Consider the following 17,341-nt stretch of genomic DNA (forward strand, 5'->3'; position numbering starts at 1 on the left):
ACCAGCAAGTGAAAATGTTTTAACGTTGCGTGTGTTGATATTTTTAGGAGTCGAAAAATGGACCAAAATGCTTTTCTAGAGAGGGTGGGCAATGGCGACGATGAGGCAGGAGCGCTTTATTACCACTATCGCAGCCAGGAAGACCATGCATTTTTACAGCAAAAAGCCAGGGAGGTCCGGGAGCGCAAAGAACGCATCCTCGCTAATATGAGCGTTGCTGAACTGGAGCGGCTTGATACTGAAGCAGCCAAGCAAAGACGAGAATCTGAAATTGCTCAAAGCACTTTCAAAAAAAAGTTGGAAGAATTTGTTGGTTTTTTTGTGTTGTTGTTTATCGGCGGTAATATGGCAAACCCAGAAAATCATGTTCCTGGTTACATCCATGCGCTAGGCTGGTTCGTGGTATCCATGCTGGCGTTATCCGTTATTTTGGTTATTAAGAAATTCTTTTCTGGATTTTCAGTCTTCAGCAGAGGAAAAAACAAAAAAGTAGCTGGGATAGAAGGATACATGCAATGAACGCCGAACAAAATGATTTTAAACGGCTGCGTGCCGCTCAGACAGCCATTCTTAAAGGAACTGATGAAGAAGCTGCGCCGTATCTGAAATGGGTGTTTGATGACATCTTTGACGAAGAAAAGGCGCTTGAACAAACCAGCTTTCGGATGACAATGAAGCGCCTGGGGTTGGATTTCGAGAAATTTTTAAACAAGCTGTATGAAAATGCGCGTGTAATGCATTTTTTGATTGGGTAAATAGGGGGGGGTAGGGTGGGGTTATGATAAAAAAACGAATTGCGGTGGTTCTGGTCGCTCTGGGGGCCATTTCTTTGGCTGGTTGCGGAGATAGTAAGCCAAGCGAAAAAGATGGTAAGGAAGGGTTTGATAAGCAATATGCAGTTTCACAGTGCGCAATCATTAAGAGTTTCAAAAAAACTAATGGTGCAAATACTGATTTTATGGGTGCTCCTGCGTATGAAATGTATTATGAAGCTGAATTAAAGCTTAATAAAACATGCTTTGTGAATTATTCTGAACAGGGCAAACATCTTCATAGTAAATTTACAGTTGGCATACCGGACTGGCATGTTAATCTTGCGGAACATCAGGTCTATCATGCAGGTGATACGTTGCTCGTTAGTGACAAGCTATATCTTCACAATACTGAGAATGGGTGGGTACTGCTGGAGTTGTGAGCAATCAGAATTAGGTATCCGGGTTTGATATAGAAGCGATGGTGTCGATGCCATTATCGACACCACTCGCAGAAAGCTGAATCGCAAGAACAGGTTAGTTATTTGTAGTAGTCGCGATCTGATCTGACAGTTCCCCGGTTTGACAGATGCAGCTGTCAGTTCAGATTCAGTTGTTCAATGTGGTGATTTTATCGTGCCATGCCTCCTTTCCGTCAATAAGTGTTTGCGTCGGAGTGCGGCCGCAGCACATCTTGCCCTGATGGGTGCGGTCATTGTTGTAATAAACCAGCCATTCATCCAGATCCGTTTGCAGCTCCGCGATTGACCGGTAAATCTTGCGCCGGAACGCGACCTGATAGAACTCCTGCAGGATGGTCTTGTGGAAGCGTTCACAGATGCCGTTGGTCTGCGGATGATTGGCTTTGGTCCTGGTATGCTCGATGTCATTCAAGGCCAGATAGAGCTGATAGTCATGGGATTCCGGTTTGCCGCAATATTCGGTGCCGCGATCCGTCAGGATGCGTATCATCCCCATGTTCTGCTCGGCGAAGAATGGCAGCACCCGGTCATTAAGCAGATCGGCTGCGGTGATCGGCATTTTGGTCGTGTAGAGTTTGGCCGCTGCCCACTTCGAATAGGTGTCAACGAAGGTCTGCTGGTAAATCCGGCCGACGCCTTTGAGGGTGCCCACATAGAACGTATCCTGGCTGCCGAGATAGCCTGGGTGAGCCGTTTCAATCTCGCCATGCGCCACATCGTCGTCCTGTTTCTTTTCCAGGGCGCCTACTTGCGCTTCGGTCAGCACCTCGCCCGTTTCAGCAACATGCCGTTCCAGTGCAGTCAGGCGCTTCTTGAACGATTCGAGATCACGCCGCAGCCAAACAGAGCGTACACCAGAGGGAGAAACAAAGATGCCGCGTTTGCGCAGCTCATTGGATACGCGCACCTGACCAAATGCCGGTTGTTCCAGGGCGAAGGCGGCAACCGCTAATTCTGTGGCCTCTTCAACCCGGTTCTTGTGGTTCGGCTTTCTGCGATTAGCATCGATCAGGGCGTCGACACCACCGTTTTCCATAGCCGACTGATAACGGTAGAAGGTATCGCGGGAAAAGCCCATCACCTTGCAGGCGCGGGACACATTACCGAGTTCAGCAGCCAGATTCAGCAGGCCAACCTTGTGTTTGATAACGTTTTGGTGAAAACTGTTCATGGGGTTACTCCTTGGCGCTTGCGCGCTTTGTTTGATAAAGATTCGCACCTATATCAAACCGGGTAACCTCACCTTTGGCAAGGCCATACTGTCAGATCAAGTCGGAACTACTACAAGTTATTTTGCTGGGAGCGGAAGTTTCTTAATGCCTAAAATATCAAACATTTCTTTTTTCTTGGCTTCAATTACTGTTGTGTTCGGCTTTTGCTCGATTGTTCCAGCTGGCTTTGGTGGCACGTCTGGCAGTATGTTAGGGTGATTAATCGCATAATTTAAAATATCTTGAATTTTTAAAATCAGGTTTAAACGACCATTCGGAGCGTGCTTTAACTCCCACACATCTATTTTTTTAATGCAGTAATACTCTTCTCTGGTCAGAAGGTATAGTGGGGTGTATGGTGATGTAATCACTTTATATATTTTATTTAGTGCTGCTTCTGCCATTGATTCGTTCACTGGCTGGGTTGCCGTTGATAGTAATGCACCCAAGTCAGGCGGGAACCGCTTGTCTGTTAGCTGGCTTAAGGCCGCGCCCATTCTGCGATTGTCAATAACTCCGGCTTCAGCCATTCCCCGCCCCCACGCTTTTTTCATTTTAGAGATGTCCCAAGATTTTGTTTGTCCTGGCCACCTCAACATAATCTCCTGTAAAATCAAATCAGCGACAGATTCAGCGTCTTTTAAAATTGACGATAGCGCGGATTTATTCTTCTGAGCTGAGTCCGTATACCTCTCGTGCGTAGTCTGCGCTTGATTCGGTTGAATAAGTGTTAAAGTCTTGCTGGTGGTTTGCATTGTGATTTCCTTTGAAATTTGTGGTTTTGGAGGTTAGGAATTTGTACACTACTGTTTGATATGGATATGCCTGCCCTAAAGCTGGCGGCACTTGCGATGCTGCCAGCTCTACTTTTTCCTGCCCGAATTTACTTACCAATCCCTTGATGTTGTCAACGTCTTGCTGGTTTTTAACAAGAATTCCATGCAGTGATTGGTTTTTTTCAGTAGCCGCTTTGCTACTAGAGATATCCTTATTAATAGTATTATTAGTATCTTTACCCGTTTCAAAACCACGCGTGGTTTTTCCGCTCGTGGTTTTTGTACGTATGGTTTTGTCTGTCAATAAAAATAGTGGTTCGTCTGTGAATGTGTTGACCCATTCGATCTTCCCTTCTTCTGTCCGTTTTTTTTCCTGAATAAAAAAACCGTGCTCAATCAGCTCTTTTTTAACCCGCCTCCACTGAGTGTCACTTATACCAACTGATCGCAACATATGGGTTATGTAAAAAACCCAATCCCCCGGCTTTGTTAATGCCCAAATCGTCACGACCCTTGAAGACGTGGACATTTTCCACTCGATGAGGTTGGTCGAGACGCTGACGTTTTCATGTCTCTTTTTGATTGACGCTGTTGTATTTTCCATCGTCACACCATCACACCATCAACCCAAACAAATCGTCACCTGATTTTAAATCTGCGATCTTCGCCTGCATGATTTGCTGAGCACGCCGAACGCTCACACCAAGTCTGTTTGCTAGTTCGCGAGGGTTTGTGATAACACCTGGCGGCAGTTCAACTTGTTCTTCATCAGTGTATTCTTCACGTTCATTGATCAAGTCAAAGCCTTGTTCTTCAATATCTGCAAGGCTTATGGCGTGTCCGTGAACAGGATCAACTGAACACCAAACCCCGTCTATTTTTCTGACCCCGATTTCTTTGGCTAGCTCTGGTAAAGTGAGCCGAAGTTCCTCACAAAGTATCCAAATTGTTGACAAAACATCGTTTTCAGTTGTGAGATTTAATCTTATGAGTTTATTAATAAATGGCGCGTGCATTACGTAAAAAGCCTCGCCACGTGGAGGATATGCTGCCAAGATTGCGCTTGTGGTGATTTTCATGCTGACGCCTCAGTCTCAGTATCGCTTCTTGTCGCAGCAATTTGCGCGGACAGGTAAGCCTCCAGGTCGCTTGCCAGCCAACGGTTTGCCGTACCGATTTTGACTGGCGGTGGGAATTGGTGCGTTTTGACCAACCTATAAAGTTTTGCTTGACTGATTTTTAGTTTTTTAAGAACGTCCTCAGGTTTCAAAAACTCGACGTCTAAAAATTTGCATAAATTCATGATGCGTCCTCACATGTTGAGACGCGAGGTGCTGAATTTGTTTGAAAGTGTGATCAGCGCCAATCGCGCCTAATTAAATCCTAAAAACTAAATGCTTTTTTAAAAGAGATAATTAGGCGTTGGCAGCGGGGGATTGCACCAAGCGGGGTGCAAGGGTGTATGGAAGGTTGATTTCCAGTTTGTTATCTTTGATTGAGTGTGCTTCAAAGAGTTTCGTAAAACTGTTAATTGCTATAGCTAGGAACAATGCAGCGGCGGCGATCAACAACTTCGACAAGTGAACAATCAAGTCCACAAATCGATTAAAAGTAGGCATCAAATATCGTTGATACGCTTCAAGATTCTCGCAGTATTCTTCGTACTCTTCTAAGCTGGTAACGGTAGGCGGCAAGTAATCTGCAAACTCTACAACTCCATACTCAGTGTCAACCAATCGTGCATTTTTTTTCATACCAATCTGAAAATCATCCCAAATTCGTTTGTTCTTTGCAAGATCGTACTCCACAGCCATTTTTCTATGGGTGAGTATGGTTCGAAGTATTGCAAGATGGTTTTTGGTTGACTTATCCATTCGCAAATCTTATCACCTGTGCTCAAAAAGCACAAGCAATTAATGCAATTTAATTCAATTAAATCAGTTGGTTGTGTAATAACCATTTATTCAGCGCCTGATTAGTTTTAAACTAATCCAGCATGGCTATTTTGCCAAGGAAGGAACAAGAGATAAAAACGCCTCACCACTGCTATAATCACAGCAAATCGAACTTGTGGAAGGCTCCTAAACGCACGTTCTTCAGTTACGATTCTTTATCAGAATATATTTTGACGGTATATTTGACGGTACAAAGAAAAAGTGAATTTTTTATCTTATCTAAAACATGTGGTTGTTGAACTTTTCGAATGACACAGCCCGCCATCAAACATAGTCCCCATCATCACGTTGAACACCCCTGAATTTAAACTTGCTGTGACACAGCACCCGCGCGATGCCGTGGGGATGACTTACGTTTATCCCGTGGTTTCGCGCCGCGCCGGCGGCGTCTCGGTGGGTATCAACCTCAACCCCAATAACGCCTGTAACTGGCGTTGTCTGTATTGCCAGGTGCCCGGATTGCAGCGCGGGACCGCGCCTGAAATCGATCTGGCGATGCTGGAACGAGAGCTGACGGAATTCATGCAGCAATTGCTGCATGGCGATTTTATGCAAACCCGTGTACCGGAATCAGCTCGACGCCTGAACGATATCGCGCTGTCGGGCAATGGCGAGCCGACCAGCAGCAAGGTGTTTGCCGAGGTGATCGAGGTGATTGACCGGGTGATGGCCCAATTCGAATTGGTCGGTAAAATCAGGCTGATCCTTATCACCAATGGCAGTCTGATGGATAAAACCCGTGTGCAAGCCGGTTTGCGTAAAATGGCTGCATTGGGCGGCGAAGTATGGTTCAAGGTGGACAGCGCCACGCCCGAAGGTTTGCGGCGCATCAACGATACGGAAATCGCGCCGCAGCGGGTGCTTGCTAACCTGGAAATTGCCGCCAGTCTGTGTCCGACTTGGTTGCAGACTTGCGTGTTCGCATTGGATGGCGCGCCGCCGTCAGCGGCAGAGCAGGCTGCCTATCTTGATTTTGTCCGGCAAGCGATTGCGCGCGGCGTGGCATTGCAAGGGGTATTGCTGTACGGTCTGGCGCGGGATTCGCAGCAGCCTGAAGCGTCGCGGCTGTCGGCCTTGCCCGCAGCCTGGCTGGATGCATTTGCAGCACAAATCGAGGATTGCGGAGTAAAGGTCAGGGTGAGCGTGTGATTTACGGCATAGGCACGGATATAGTCAGTGTTCCGCGTATTGCCGCGATGCTGGCGCGCCATGGTGAGCGCGCTGCGTTACGCCTGCTGGCAGAAGCGGAGCTGGCGGCTTTTGCCGTGCATGGCGATCCTGCACGGCTGCTGGCAAAGCGCTTCGCTGCCAAAGAGGCGTTCGCCAAGGCGGCGGGAACGGGATTGCGCGCGCCCGTTGCTTTTGCCAATATTGCCGTGAAACATAATGCGCTGGGTCAGCCGCAATTTGAATTTGCGCCCCAGTTGCAGGACTGGATGGACGCGCGCGGGATGACGTCCAGCCATTTATCAATTAGCGACGAGGTGGATACTGTGGTGGCATTTGTCATTCTGGAGGGAGCAGCATGAGTCTGGGACCGGTAATGGTCGATGTGCCGGGGCTGGCGCTGACGGATGACGACCGGCGGCGGCTGATGCATCCGCTGGTAGGCGGCGTGATTCTATTCGCGCGCAATTATCAGTCGCCAGGCCAGTTGCTCGCCCTGACCACCGCGATACGTGAACTGCGTACGCCGCATCTGCTGATTGCGGTCGATCACGAAGGTGGCCGGGTACAGCGTTTCCGCGACGGCTTTACCCGGTTGCCTGCAATGCGCGAACTGGGCAAGGTGTGGGAGCACAATCCCGGCCAGGCGAGGCGTCTGGCACAGGATTGCGGTTATGTCTTGGCGGCGGAGTTGCGGGCGCATGGCGTGGATTTGAGCTTTACCCCGGTGCTGGATCTGGATTATGGCGCTTCCGGCGTTATCGGCGACCGGGCCTTCCATGCGCAACCCGAGGTGGTGGCCGAGTTGGCGCATGCCCTGATGCTGGGGCTCAAGGAAGCAGGCATGGGCAGTGTGGGCAAGCATTTCCCCGGTCACGGCTATGTGCGTGCCGATTCCCACCTCGCCGTGCCGGTGGATGAGCGCAGCTTGCATGACATCGAGCAGGCGGACCTGATCCCGTTTGCGCGTCTGATCGCGGACGGCATGACCGGCATCATGCCCGCCCATGTGATTTATCCGGCAGCCGACAGTTTGCCGGCGGGCTTCTCGCCTTTCTGGCTGCAACAGGTCTTGCGCCAGCAATTGGGTTTTGATGGCGTGATCTTCAGCGATGACTTGTCGATGGAAGGCGCCAGCGTCGCAGGCGGCATTGTCGAGCGCGCACAAGCGGCGCTGGATGCCGGCTGCGACATGGTACTGGTTTGCAATAACTGCGCTGCGGCCGATGCCGTGCTGCATGATCTGAAATGGCAAAAGCCGGTGTTGAGCATCGTGCGCATGGCGCGCTTGCATGGCCACCCCCATCCGCTGGGCATGACGGCCTTGCATGAGCAGGCGCGCTATGTGGATGCGGTGCGGGATGTTGCGGCATTAGGCCATGACAGCGGCGATCTGTGGGCGACGGATGCAAGCAATAGCTGCGGTTTGAGCGGCACGACATGAGTGCGCAATTCGATATCAACTGTGTAGCCTGCCCGCGTCTGGCGGGTTTTTTGCAGCAAGTGCGTACTGACTATCCGACTTATTATGCGCGCCCGGTGCCGCCGTTCGGCGATGCGCAACCACGGTTGCTGATAGTGGGGCTGGCGCCCGGCCTCCATGGCGCGAACCGTACCGGACGTCCATTTACCGGCGATCATGCCGGTATCCTGTTATATCAGACGTTGCACCAGTTCGGCTTTGCCAGCCAGCAGCATTCCGTGGGCGCAGACGATGCGCTGGTATTGCACGGATGCCGGATTACCAATGCGGTGAAATGCCTGCCGCCGGCAAACAAGCCGGAGCCGGCCGAAGTGCGGCGCTGCAATCATTTTCTGGCTGCCGAAATCGCGGCGTTGCCGGCGGATACGGCGATACTGGCGCTGGGCAATGTGGCGCACGGCGCTGTGTTGATGGCGTCAGGCCTGCCGGCCAAGGCCCACAAGTTCACCCATGGTGCGGTACATGCGTTGGCGCAAGGGCGGAAACTGTACGACAGCTATCACTGCAGTCGTTACAACACGCAAACGCGGCGGCTGACCACCGAGATGTTTCATGCCGTGTTTGCCCGGATCGTTGCCGATAGCAATTAGCCATGTTTGATAGTGCGCACTTACTTGCAACATTGCCTAACCTGCCCGGCGTCTACCGCATGCTGGGAGAGGATGGCGAGGTTCTGTATGTAGGCAAGGCGCGCGACCTGAAAAAACGCGTTTCCTCGTATTTCCAGAAAAACGACCTGTCGCCCCGCATCCGGCTGATGGTGGGCAGAATCGGTGCGGTCGAAATTACCGTTACCCGTTCCGAATCCGAAGCGCTGGTGCTGGAAAATAATCTCATCAAGGCACTGGCGCCGCGCTATAACATCCTGTTTCGCGACGACAAGTCTTATCCGTATCTGGTTTTGTCCGGGCATCGTTATCCGCGGCTGGCCTATTTCCGCGGTACGCCGCAGCGTCAGGACCAGTGCTTCGGTCCGTTTCCCAATGCGTATGCCGTACGCGAAAGCATTCAGATATTGCAAAAAGTGTTTCGTTTGCGTACCTGCGAGGATAGCGTTTTCAATCACCGTTCGCGTTCCTGCCTGTTGCACCAGATCCAGCGCTGTACGGCGCCATGCGTGGGCATGATCAGTCCGGAAGACTATGCCGCCGACGTACGCAATGCGGGGCTGTTTCTGGCGGGGAAGGCCAATCAGGTATTGCAGGCGATCACGCGGAAAATGCAGCATGCGGCGGAGCGGATGCATTATGAAGAGGCCGCCCTGTATCGCGACCAGATCAAGAGCCTGACTGCGGTGCGGGAAAAGCAGTTCGTCGCCAGTCACAGTCAGGCGGATGCCGACGTCATCGCCGTGGTGGCCGCTCAGGGATTGCTGTGCGTCAATCTGCTGATGATCCGTGGCGGACGGCATTTGGGTGATCGCAGCATCTTCCCGCAAAACGCTCAGGACGTCACGACGCAGGAGGCGCTGACTGCGTTTCTGACCCAGCATTACCTGGACCGGGCCATTCCCCCGCAGATTATCGTCTCCGAAGCCATCGAGCATGAAGCCATTGCCGCCATGCTCAGCGAACAGGCCGGATACAAAGTCATAATCAACGCGAATCCCGGCGCCGAGCGTAAAACCTGGCTGCGCATGACTGTCAATAATGCCGAGCTGGCCATTGCCCGCCAGGTTGCACAGAAATCCACCCAGAATGCACGGCTCGCAGCGCTGCAAAATGCGTTGAACCTGCCGAATCTGCAACGCGTAGAATGTTTCGATATCAGTCATACCATGGGCGAAGCCACGGTGGCGTCGTGCGTGGTGTACGATCAGGAAGCCATGCAGCCAGGGCAATACCGGCGTTACAACATCAGCGGCATTACCCCTGGCGATGACTATGCAGCGATGCGCGATGCGCTGACCCGGCGCTACACCAGAATCCAGCAAACCGAAGCCAGGCGTCCCGGCCTGATATTGATAGACGGCGGCGCAGGTCAGCTCAATATCGCGCAGTCGGTGATGGACGACCTCGGCATCACCGATATCACGCTTATCGGCGTTGCCAAAGGCGTGGAGCGCAAGGCGGGGATGGAACAGCTCATCACCACTGATGGACACGCGACCCGCCTGTCACCTGACGACCCTGCCCTGCATCTGATCCAGCAGATTCGCGATGAAGCTCACCGCTTTGCGATTACTGGGCATCGTGCCCGTCGCGGCAAGGCGCGAACCACCTCCAGTCTCGAAGATATCGCCGGAGTCGGGCCGAAACGCCGGCAGAAACTGCTGGAAACCTTCGGCGGCCTGCGTGAGTTGAAAAATGCGGGCGTAGAAGAGATCGCTCAGGTGGAAGGAATCAGCAAGGTGCTGGCCGAACATATCTACCAGGCATTGCGTTAGCAAAATGTCAGCATCTGCGCAATATGATATCAGGCGCAGTGATCCGGTATCCGTTTGCGTCTTCTAAGGATGGCGGATACCGTATGCCGCCGGGCTTACTCATAATCAGAAAAACCTGTTCCGCATTCACATGATGCCCTATTGAAATCCGGTTTTTTCGCCAAGGGGTTCATAGCGGACGAATGGACGAGGATCAGCCCCGGCAGCAGGACATCGGATTTATCCGCATGGAGTGAATAATGCTGGAAGGGGAGAAAGATGCGGTTATTTAGTTGCCTGCATAACGTATTTTGCGTGACCATGTTTGCGATAGGCATGTTGCTCATGTGGCAACTGGCATACGGCGGACAGCTTTTCGATCGTATCATGGAATACCGGGCGGCGCAGCAGGGGGAAGATAGCGAGGATGGCGAATCCTCCGATTCCGTAGCCTTGCCTGCCGGGGCGCGCCTTATGCGCGACGTGCCCTACGGGAAAAACGCCAGGCAGAGCATAGATATCTATTTGCCACAGCAAGCAGCCGGCGCTCCGGTGATTTTTATGGTGCACGGCGGCGCCTGGCGTGCGGACGACAAGCGCGCGAAAGCGGTTGTCGAAAACAAAATGGCCCGTTGGGTGGCCAAAGGCTTCATCTTTATTTCTGTCAATTATCGCTTGCTGCCCGAAACCGCACCTATGGAGCAGGCTGAAGATATTGCGCTTGCACTTGCTACCGCACAAGCGCAAGCCGCGTCATGGGGCGGAGACCCTGCAAAATTCATTCTGATGGGGCATTCGGCAGGCGCTCATCTCGTCTCCCTGCTTGCGGCGTCTCCGGACAAGGCATACCGATGGGGAGTGAAGCCGTGGCTGGGCACCGTGGCGCTCGATAGCGCAGCGTTCGATGTGGCGGAAATAATGAGTGTCCGGCATGCCCCGCTTTACGACAGCGCGTTCGGCAGTGATGCCGCATACTGGAAAGAGGCGTCGCCGTTTTATGCGCTGTCCGCGGCAGCCGCGCCTATGCTGGCAGTGTGCTCAACACAGCGCGGCGATTCATGTGCACAGGCGGTGCGTTTCGCTGGCAGGGCCCGCTCGCTGAATGTGCAGATTACGGTGCTGCGCCAGGAACTGTCGCATCGTGACATCAATCGGCAGCTGGGGGTCGAGGGCGCCTACACCGATGCGGTCGAAGCATTCATGGCGGGACTCGACGATTCGGTCAGGCGAATGCTGGCAACTCACGCCGGCAACGCGCTCCAGGCATAATCGTCGATCTGACGCAGCGTTTACCTGATGGACTCTATGCTGTGCTGTCTGATTAGTATGCGCGGGGTGATCAGCGCGTAGCCCTGTTGTTGCCAATAGGATAATTCGGCCATGGCTGACGGTACCACCTTGATAAAATCCTGAAAGTCATTGACGCTGTATCCATACTCTTCCGCTGCCAGCGCGCAGACGCGGAAATCCACTCCCAAACTGGCGTAATAGCGCATACGGTCGACTGCGGTCTGGTATTTACTGTAATTTTTCGTCGCGATCGTGGCTATCTCGGTACCGTGAATGACGACCACGATTTTCATGTCTTCCGGCTGGATATTGTACGGCTCTTCCATAAGCGGATTGATTTGCGAGCGCAGCCAGTACAGGGCGCTGTTGATATATTCAGGGTCGTCAAAATAGAAATCGTAGAGCGTCTTCGGCGCTGTGTAAGGCGTGTATTCGAGTTTCCCGGCGGCAATGGCTGTGTTGCAGGCAAGCAGGCCGATTAGAATGGCGGAAATAATGTGACGCATGATGTGGGCCTCCCGGAAGTATTCGTTAGCATGAATGAAGTATAGTCAAGGCGGGCAGAAACGCAGGAATTTATGCATGCGTTTGATTTTTCATGTGGTTTATCCGAGTTTTGCGGCCTGTATGGCTGGCGGGAAGGCTGTTCGTCATGCACCAGGGCCGCTTGCTGTTGTTGTTTTCCGGCACATGGCATGAAGTTATGATGACTTTCTGGGTTAAAATGTGCGCTCACTTTATGTTTATTAATCATCATGCCGCTTAATGCACCGAATTTGTTGACCTGGTTGCGTATTCTGTTAATTCCGCTGGTGGTGGCCGTGTTTTATCTGCCTGAAGGCTGGTTGAATGTTCATCAGGTGAATGTGGCGGCAACGGTGATGTTTGCGGTAGCGGCCGTCACCGACTGGCTGGACGGTTATCTGGCGCGTATCCTGAACCAGACTTCGGCATTCGGAGCGTTTCTGGACCCGGTCGCGGACAAGCTGATGGTGGCTGCCGCATTGATTGTGCTGGTACAGCTGGGGCGTGCGGATGCGCTGATCGCATTGATTATTATCGGGCGCGAGATCACGATTTCGGCATTGCGCGAATGGATGGCGAGTATCGGCGCACGTGCCAGCGTCGCGGTATCGATGATAGGGAAATTCAAAACCGCTGCGCAAATGATAGCGATTTCGTTATTGTTATTTCATGAATCGGTGTGGGGACTGGATATCCAGCAGCTGGGTACCTGGCTGATCTGGCTGGCAGCTGTATTGACACTGTGGTCCATGGTGTATTATCTGCGCCGGGCTATCCCGGAAGTAATTCGCCATCGTTAAGGAATTCATATGCAACCAGCTAATTCAGCTGATGCTGTACATAAGCAAAGTCTGGCAGCGTTATCAGTTGCCGCAATCGGCGTGGTATATGGTGATATCGGTACCAGCCCGCTCTATACCTTAAAGGAAGTATTCAGTCCCGCACATGGCATTGCTACCAGCCATGAAAATGTCCTCGGTATTCTGTCGCTGGTGTTCTGGTCGCTACTCATCGTGGTATCGCTGAAATATGTGGTGTTTATCATGCGCGCGGATAACCGCGGCGAGGGCGGGATCATGGCGCTGATCGCGCTGATGCAGCGCGTGGTCGGTACCGACTCCAGGCTGCGCTGGCCGTTGCTGATGCTGGGGTTGTTTGGCGGCGCGCTATTTTTCGGCGATGGCATCATCACGCCGGCCATTTCGGTATTGTCTGCCGTCGAGGGGCTGGAGATCGCTACTCCCGCTCTCAAGACCTATGTGATCCCGATTTCGCTGGGCGTGCTGGGCGCCCTGTTTTTCATCCAGCGTAAAGGTACGGCCACGGTGGGCATCCTGTTCGGCCCGATCATGATCGTATGGTTTGTAACCCTGGCGGTGCTGGGCGTGATTAAAATAATTGCGTATCCGGCAGTGTTGCATGCGTTGAATCCGGTTTATGCGTTTGAGTTTTTTGCGGAACATCGGCTGCATGGCTTTCTGGCGCTGGGGGCAGTGGTGCTGGCGCTGACTGGTGCAGAAGCGCTGTATGCCGACATGGGGCATTTTGGCAAGCGGCCGATACGCGCAGCCTGGTTCGTGTTTGTGCTGCCGGCGTTGCTGCTGAATTATTTTGGCCAGGGTGCGATGCTGATTCATGACCCCAGTGCTATTACCAATCCGTTCTACAATCTGGCGCCGGACTGGGCGCTGTATCCGATGGTGGGACTGGCGACATTGGCCACTGTGATCGCTTCCCAAGCGGTGATTTCCGGCGTGTTTTCGGTGACACGGCAGGCTACGCAGCTGGGTTTCATGCCGCGCATGGACATCGTGCATACCTCTGCGCGCGAGATCGGGCAGATCTATGTGCCGATGATGAACTGGGCCATGTTGCTGGGTATCGTCGCGCTGATACTTGGATTTCAGACTTCAAGTAATCTGGCGTCGGCTTACGGTATCGCCGTGACCGGCACCATGGCGATCGACACCATACTGGCGTTTGTTGTGGTGCGCGGCATGTGGCGATGGAACTGGCCGGCGACGCTGGCCGGCATGCTGTTCTTCCTTAGTGTGGATCTGGCTTTTTTCAGCGCCAACGCGATCAAGATCTTTCAGGGCGGCTGGTTTCCACTGGCGATAGGCGTGCTGATGTTTACGCTGATGACCACCTGGAAACGGGGACGGCAGATACTGGCCGAGCGCCAGCAGGTGAATTCCATCGCGTTACGGCCTTTCCTGCAAGGCATCGCGGCCCATCCTCCGATTCGTGTGCCCGGTACCGCAGTATTCCTGACCACCAATCTGGAAGGCGTGCCGCATGCCATGCTGCATAATCTGGTACATAACAAAGTCATACACGAGACGGTGATTCTGCTGACAGTGAAAACCCGGGATGTGCCGTGGGTGCCGGATGAAGAGCGTGTCCAGGTCGAAGCGGTGGGGAATGAGTTCTATCTGGTTACGGTATATTACGGCTTCAAGGATGAGCCGGATATTCCGCTGGCGCTGCAGAGCGTGAGAATTCACGATAACGGGTTCAATATGCTGGAAACCTCGTTTTTCCTCAGCCGTGAAACGCTAATTGCGACCAAGGTGCCGGGTATGGCGCTGTGGCGTGAAAAGCTGTTCGTCAACATGGCGCGTAACGGCAGCAGCGCGACAGCGTTCTTCCATATTCCTACGAATCGCGTCATCGAATTGGGCACGCAAGTCGAGTTATAACATGGCCATCAGAACCACGTTAAAAATGGGCGAGCCGCGGCTGTTGCAGCAGGCATTGCCGGTTACCGCGTTTGATACCCCCGAGTTACACGAGCTGATAGCGGATTTGCGCGATACCATGGTCGCATTGAATGGCGCCGGACTGGCTGCGCCGCAAATCGGCGTCAGCCAGCAGGTGGTGATATTCAGTGTCACCGATAATCCGCGTTATCCGGATGCGGAAGCCGTGCCTGAAACCGTGCTTATCAATCCCACGCTTACCCCGTTAAGCGAAACGCAGGACGAGGCCTGGGAAGGCTGCCTATCCGTCCCCGGCATGCGCGGCCTGGTGCCGCGCTACACGCATTTGCGCTATCAGGGTTTTGATCAGTTCGGCAATGCCATCGATCGTACCGTATCGGGTTTTCACGCCCGGGTGGTGCAGCATGAAGTCGATCATCTGTGGGGCATCCTCTATCCGATGCGGATCAGGGATCTGCGCTATTTCGGTTTTACCGAGATATTGTTTCCGCATCTGGGCGCGACGGCGGCCGACGACTAGGGTTTGTCAGGCCGCAACCGGCTTGCTCGCGCAATGTGGGCAGGAAACGCCGACGACATAATCCGGCGAAGCCTGCTCATCCGGGGTGAGCACGGTACGGCAGGCGAAGCAGATGCAGGTGTCGGTAGGCTTGAGGTTGCCGTCCAGCGCGACGCGCTTGTCGAACACGAAGCATTCGCCGTCATAGTGACTGGCACCGCATTCCTCGAAATACTTCAGTATTCCGCCCTGCAATTGATAAACCTGGTTGAACCCTTCGCCTGCCATGAACGGCGCGGCTTTTTCGCAGCGCACGCCGCCGGTGCAGAAAGTGACGATGGGGATGTTGCGGTAGTCCTTGAGTTGCTCGGTTGCTGCCGCAAAATCGCCGAACGTGTTGAGCTGCAGGTTGACGGCGTTTTTGAACGTGCCGACCTGATATTCAAAGTCGTTGCGGGTATCGACGATGATGAACTCGCGGCCTTCGTCGTACCATTTTTTCAATTCTGCCGCCGGCAGTTGCGATGCGGGATGGGCAGTGCGATCGAAATCGGGCTGATGGAAGGTGATGATTTCTTTTTTCAGCTTGACCAGCATGCGGTTGAACGGCACTTCGTCCGACCAGCTGCGTTTGATCTCGATATCGGCAAAACGCGCATCGCCCGTGAGCCAGCCGATGAACGCTTCCAGCTCCGTCTCCTCGCCTGCCAGAAACATGTTGATGCCCTCTGGCGTGAGCAGGATAGTGCCTTTGAGTTTGTGGGCGGCGCTGCGCTGGCGGAATTGTTCGCGCAATTCCGGGAGTTGATCGAGTTCGACGAAACGGTAAGCGGCGATGTTTAATATGCTGGACATGATGTGCGGATGGTGCGGTTTGATTAATCAGCATTATAGCGTATCGGGACGTTAAAGCCGGGTTCCCAGCTTTTTGGCCAATTCCAGCAGCCGTTCGCCATTGTCGAGTCCGTTGATGAAGCGCTGGGGGATGCCGTCCAGCCCGACTTGTGCGCCGACCAGTGCGCCGGTCAGCATGGCGCGCGACATGTTCTGTCCGCCGCCGTTGATGGCGTGCAATACGGCGGATTCGAAGTCGTTGGCAAAGCGCGCCGCCAGATAATAGGCTGCCGGCAACTGGTGGTAAATGGCGCAGGGCATGCCGTACACGATAGCGGCTTTCCAGGCCGGTTCGATGCTGATGCCGGGGTCCAGTGCGGCTAGAGCCATATAGTGCGGCGTCAGCAGCGCATCGGGAGAGGAAAAACGTCCGGCCAGCGGCGGGTCGGGGTCGCCGGGGCGAGGCGCGGAAAAATCACTTTTGGTCACGGCATGGAAGGGCAGCTCGTTGCTGTGCACCAGATGCATGAGTTTGCCCGAGATATCCGGCGTCAGTTTTTCCCCGTTGACGAGCAAGGAGAGAACCGCATTGTAGGCCGTGCTCATAGCGACGATGGCTTCGTCGGCCTGAGTCAGCATGCAGTTGGAACTGACGAACCGTGCAACCAGATGCGGGTGTTTGGCATATCTGACTGCCAGCACGATGGCGCGTTCGGCCGATTCGGTGGTGTCGGCATGGCCGCCGGTTTCGTGCCAGGATTTGTGCTGCTGTATGCGGCGCCGGTAGGCTTCGCGTATGGACTGGTTGGTGTAGCCGCCGGGGCCGCATACCGGAGTGCCGTTCAGTAACGGGAATAATTTTTCGTCCAGGCGGCGGGTGAAATCTTCTTCACTGTATTCGCCATGCTCGACCACAGATTCAAGCAGCATGACCATGATGAGTCCGCTCTGCGACAGTTCCCCGGCACGCATGCCGCCATGATAGCGTTCCGGTTTTGGCGTAGTGTAGCCGGTAATCCAGTCGCCGTAGTCACGCCGCAGCTCGGCAAGATCGTAATACCAGTGGCACCCCAGACCCAGGGCATCGCCGATCAGGGCGCCCATGATGGCGCCGGCAGCTCGATCCATAGCGATCCCCTTTCGGATGTTTGGGTGGCGGTTACGCAAAAATACAAATTTTGACAGCATGCCGGAACATTGAATTCGGCTTTGCCGCCGATGCCCATGTTTAATTGTAGCTATCTTTGCGTGCGCTGCAAGTTGTCGTGACGGGCGCATG

At 53.5% G+C, this 17,341-nt stretch carries 21 protein-coding genes; 12 read left to right on the plus strand and 9 right to left on the minus strand.

Annotated elements, in window-relative coordinates; all coding sequences use genetic code 11:
• Window positions 1–57: 57 nt before the first annotated feature.
• The 3 genes from CAP31_RS02635 to CAP31_RS02645 are packed head-to-tail and all read left to right on the plus strand — an operon-like array spanning window position 58 to window position 1,195.
• Window positions 58–519 carry a hypothetical protein gene (locus CAP31_RS02635; protein ID WP_087446114.1) on the plus strand — a complete coding sequence of 154 codons (462 nt, stop codon included), beginning with the start codon at window positions 58–60 and terminating at the stop codon, window positions 517–519.
• Complete coding sequence (locus CAP31_RS02640; protein ID WP_087446115.1) at window positions 516–755, plus strand: hypothetical protein; 240 nt, start codon at window positions 516–518, stop codon at window positions 753–755. Before CAP31_RS02635 ends, CAP31_RS02640 begins: the two co-directional genes overlap by 4 nt.
• 23 nt (window positions 756–778) lie before the next feature.
• Window positions 779–1,195: a hypothetical protein gene (locus tag CAP31_RS02645; protein ID WP_087446116.1), complete on the plus strand. Its 417-nt coding sequence runs from the start codon at window positions 779–781 to the stop codon at window positions 1,193–1,195.
• A 166-nt stretch (window positions 1,196–1,361) separates the two neighbouring features.
• Here the strand turns inward: CAP31_RS02645 and CAP31_RS02650 are convergent, their stop codons facing one another.
• The 6 genes from CAP31_RS02650 to CAP31_RS02675 all read right to left on the minus strand — a co-directional run bounded on the left by CAP31_RS02650 (window position 1,362) and on the right by CAP31_RS02675 (window position 5,095).
• Complete coding sequence (locus CAP31_RS02650; protein ID WP_087446117.1) at window positions 1,362–2,405, minus strand: IS481 family transposase; 1,044 nt, start codon at window positions 2,403–2,405, stop codon at window positions 1,362–1,364.
• Between the two features lie 117 nt (window positions 2,406–2,522).
• The gene (locus CAP31_RS02655) at window positions 2,523–3,200 is read right to left on the minus strand and encodes a hypothetical protein (RefSeq protein ID WP_157662632.1); all 678 of its coding nucleotides are present in this window, start codon (window positions 3,198–3,200) and stop codon (window positions 2,523–2,525) included.
• Entirely contained in the window at window positions 3,109–3,750 is a 642-nt protein-coding gene (locus CAP31_RS02660; protein ID WP_189836632.1) for a hypothetical protein, read from the minus strand. The genes CAP31_RS02655 and CAP31_RS02660 overlap by 92 nt, the downstream gene beginning before the upstream one ends.
• 85 nt (window positions 3,751–3,835) lie before the next feature.
• Complete coding sequence (locus CAP31_RS02665; RefSeq protein WP_087446120.1) at window positions 3,836–4,300, minus strand: hypothetical protein; 465 nt, start codon at window positions 4,298–4,300, stop codon at window positions 3,836–3,838.
• A complete protein-coding gene (locus CAP31_RS02670) occupies window positions 4,297–4,524 on the minus strand; it encodes an AlpA family transcriptional regulator (protein WP_087446121.1) in 228 nt (75 codons plus the stop codon). The genes CAP31_RS02665 and CAP31_RS02670 overlap by 4 nt, the downstream gene beginning before the upstream one ends.
• A 112-nt stretch (window positions 4,525–4,636) precedes the next feature.
• Window positions 4,637–5,095 carry a hypothetical protein gene (locus CAP31_RS02675; protein ID WP_087446122.1) on the minus strand — a complete coding sequence of 153 codons (459 nt, stop codon included), beginning with the start codon at window positions 5,093–5,095 and terminating at the stop codon, window positions 4,637–4,639.
• A 426-nt stretch (window positions 5,096–5,521) separates the two neighbouring features.
• On the opposite strand from CAP31_RS02675, the gene CAP31_RS02680 reads away from it, so the two are divergent.
• From CAP31_RS02680 to CAP31_RS02705, 6 genes are all read left to right on the plus strand, one after another.
• A complete protein-coding gene (locus CAP31_RS02680; RefSeq protein WP_087446123.1) occupies window positions 5,522–6,325 on the plus strand; it encodes a radical SAM protein in 804 nt (267 codons plus the stop codon).
• Entirely contained in the window at window positions 6,322–6,705 is a 384-nt protein-coding gene (gene acpS / locus CAP31_RS02685) for a holo-ACP synthase (RefSeq protein ID WP_087446124.1), read from the plus strand. The genes CAP31_RS02680 and acpS overlap by 4 nt, the downstream gene beginning before the upstream one ends.
• A complete protein-coding gene (nagZ, locus tag CAP31_RS02690) occupies window positions 6,702–7,787 on the plus strand; it encodes a beta-N-acetylhexosaminidase (protein ID WP_087446125.1) in 1,086 nt (361 codons plus the stop codon). The genes acpS and nagZ overlap by 4 nt, the downstream gene beginning before the upstream one ends.
• Complete coding sequence (locus CAP31_RS02695) at window positions 7,784–8,416, plus strand: uracil-DNA glycosylase (protein ID WP_087446126.1); 633 nt, start codon at window positions 7,784–7,786, stop codon at window positions 8,414–8,416. Before nagZ ends, CAP31_RS02695 begins: the two co-directional genes overlap by 4 nt.
• Window positions 8,417–8,418: 2 nt before the next feature.
• Window positions 8,419–10,212 carry an excinuclease ABC subunit UvrC gene (gene uvrC, locus CAP31_RS02700; protein WP_087446127.1) on the plus strand — a complete coding sequence of 598 codons (1,794 nt, stop codon included), beginning with the start codon at window positions 8,419–8,421 and terminating at the stop codon, window positions 10,210–10,212.
• A 258-nt stretch (window positions 10,213–10,470) separates the two neighbouring features.
• Window positions 10,471–11,460, plus strand: a complete 990-nt coding sequence (locus CAP31_RS02705; protein ID WP_223247343.1) for an alpha/beta hydrolase — start codon at window positions 10,471–10,473, stop codon at window positions 11,458–11,460.
• A gap of 20 nt (window positions 11,461–11,480) precedes the next feature.
• Here CAP31_RS02705 and CAP31_RS02710 read toward each other — a convergent pair whose 3' ends face one another.
• Window positions 11,481–11,987, minus strand: coding sequence for a DsrE family protein (locus CAP31_RS02710; protein WP_087446128.1), 507 nt, complete (start codon window positions 11,985–11,987; stop codon window positions 11,481–11,483).
• A 249-nt stretch (window positions 11,988–12,236) separates the two neighbouring features.
• On the opposite strand from CAP31_RS02710, the gene pgsA reads away from it, so the two are divergent.
• The 3 genes from pgsA to def are packed head-to-tail and all read left to right on the plus strand — an operon-like array spanning window position 12,237 to window position 15,249.
• Window positions 12,237–12,806 carry a CDP-diacylglycerol--glycerol-3-phosphate 3-phosphatidyltransferase gene (gene pgsA, locus CAP31_RS02715; RefSeq protein WP_087446129.1) on the plus strand — a complete coding sequence of 190 codons (570 nt, stop codon included), beginning with the start codon at window positions 12,237–12,239 and terminating at the stop codon, window positions 12,804–12,806.
• A 9-nt stretch (window positions 12,807–12,815) separates the two neighbouring features.
• Complete coding sequence (locus CAP31_RS02720; protein ID WP_087446130.1) at window positions 12,816–14,708, plus strand: potassium transporter Kup; 1,893 nt, start codon at window positions 12,816–12,818, stop codon at window positions 14,706–14,708.
• Between the two features lies 1 nt (window position 14,709).
• Window positions 14,710–15,249, plus strand: a complete 540-nt coding sequence (gene def / locus CAP31_RS02725; RefSeq protein WP_087446131.1) for a peptide deformylase — start codon at window positions 14,710–14,712, stop codon at window positions 15,247–15,249.
• A 6-nt stretch (window positions 15,250–15,255) separates the two neighbouring features.
• Here def and CAP31_RS02730 read toward each other — a convergent pair whose 3' ends face one another.
• Complete coding sequence (locus CAP31_RS02730; RefSeq protein ID WP_087446132.1) at window positions 15,256–16,083, minus strand: sulfurtransferase; 828 nt, start codon at window positions 16,081–16,083, stop codon at window positions 15,256–15,258.
• 51 nt (window positions 16,084–16,134) lie between these two features.
• Window positions 16,135–17,190 (minus strand): ADP-ribosylglycohydrolase family protein, encoded by a 1,056-nt coding sequence (locus CAP31_RS02735; RefSeq protein ID WP_087446133.1) that lies wholly within the window; start codon window positions 17,188–17,190, stop codon window positions 16,135–16,137.
• Window positions 17,191–17,341: the final 151 nt, after the last annotated feature.

Source organism: Sulfuriferula sp. AH1 (assembly GCF_002162035.1).
Classification (GTDB): Bacteria; Pseudomonadota; Gammaproteobacteria; order Burkholderiales; family Sulfuriferulaceae; genus Sulfuriferula.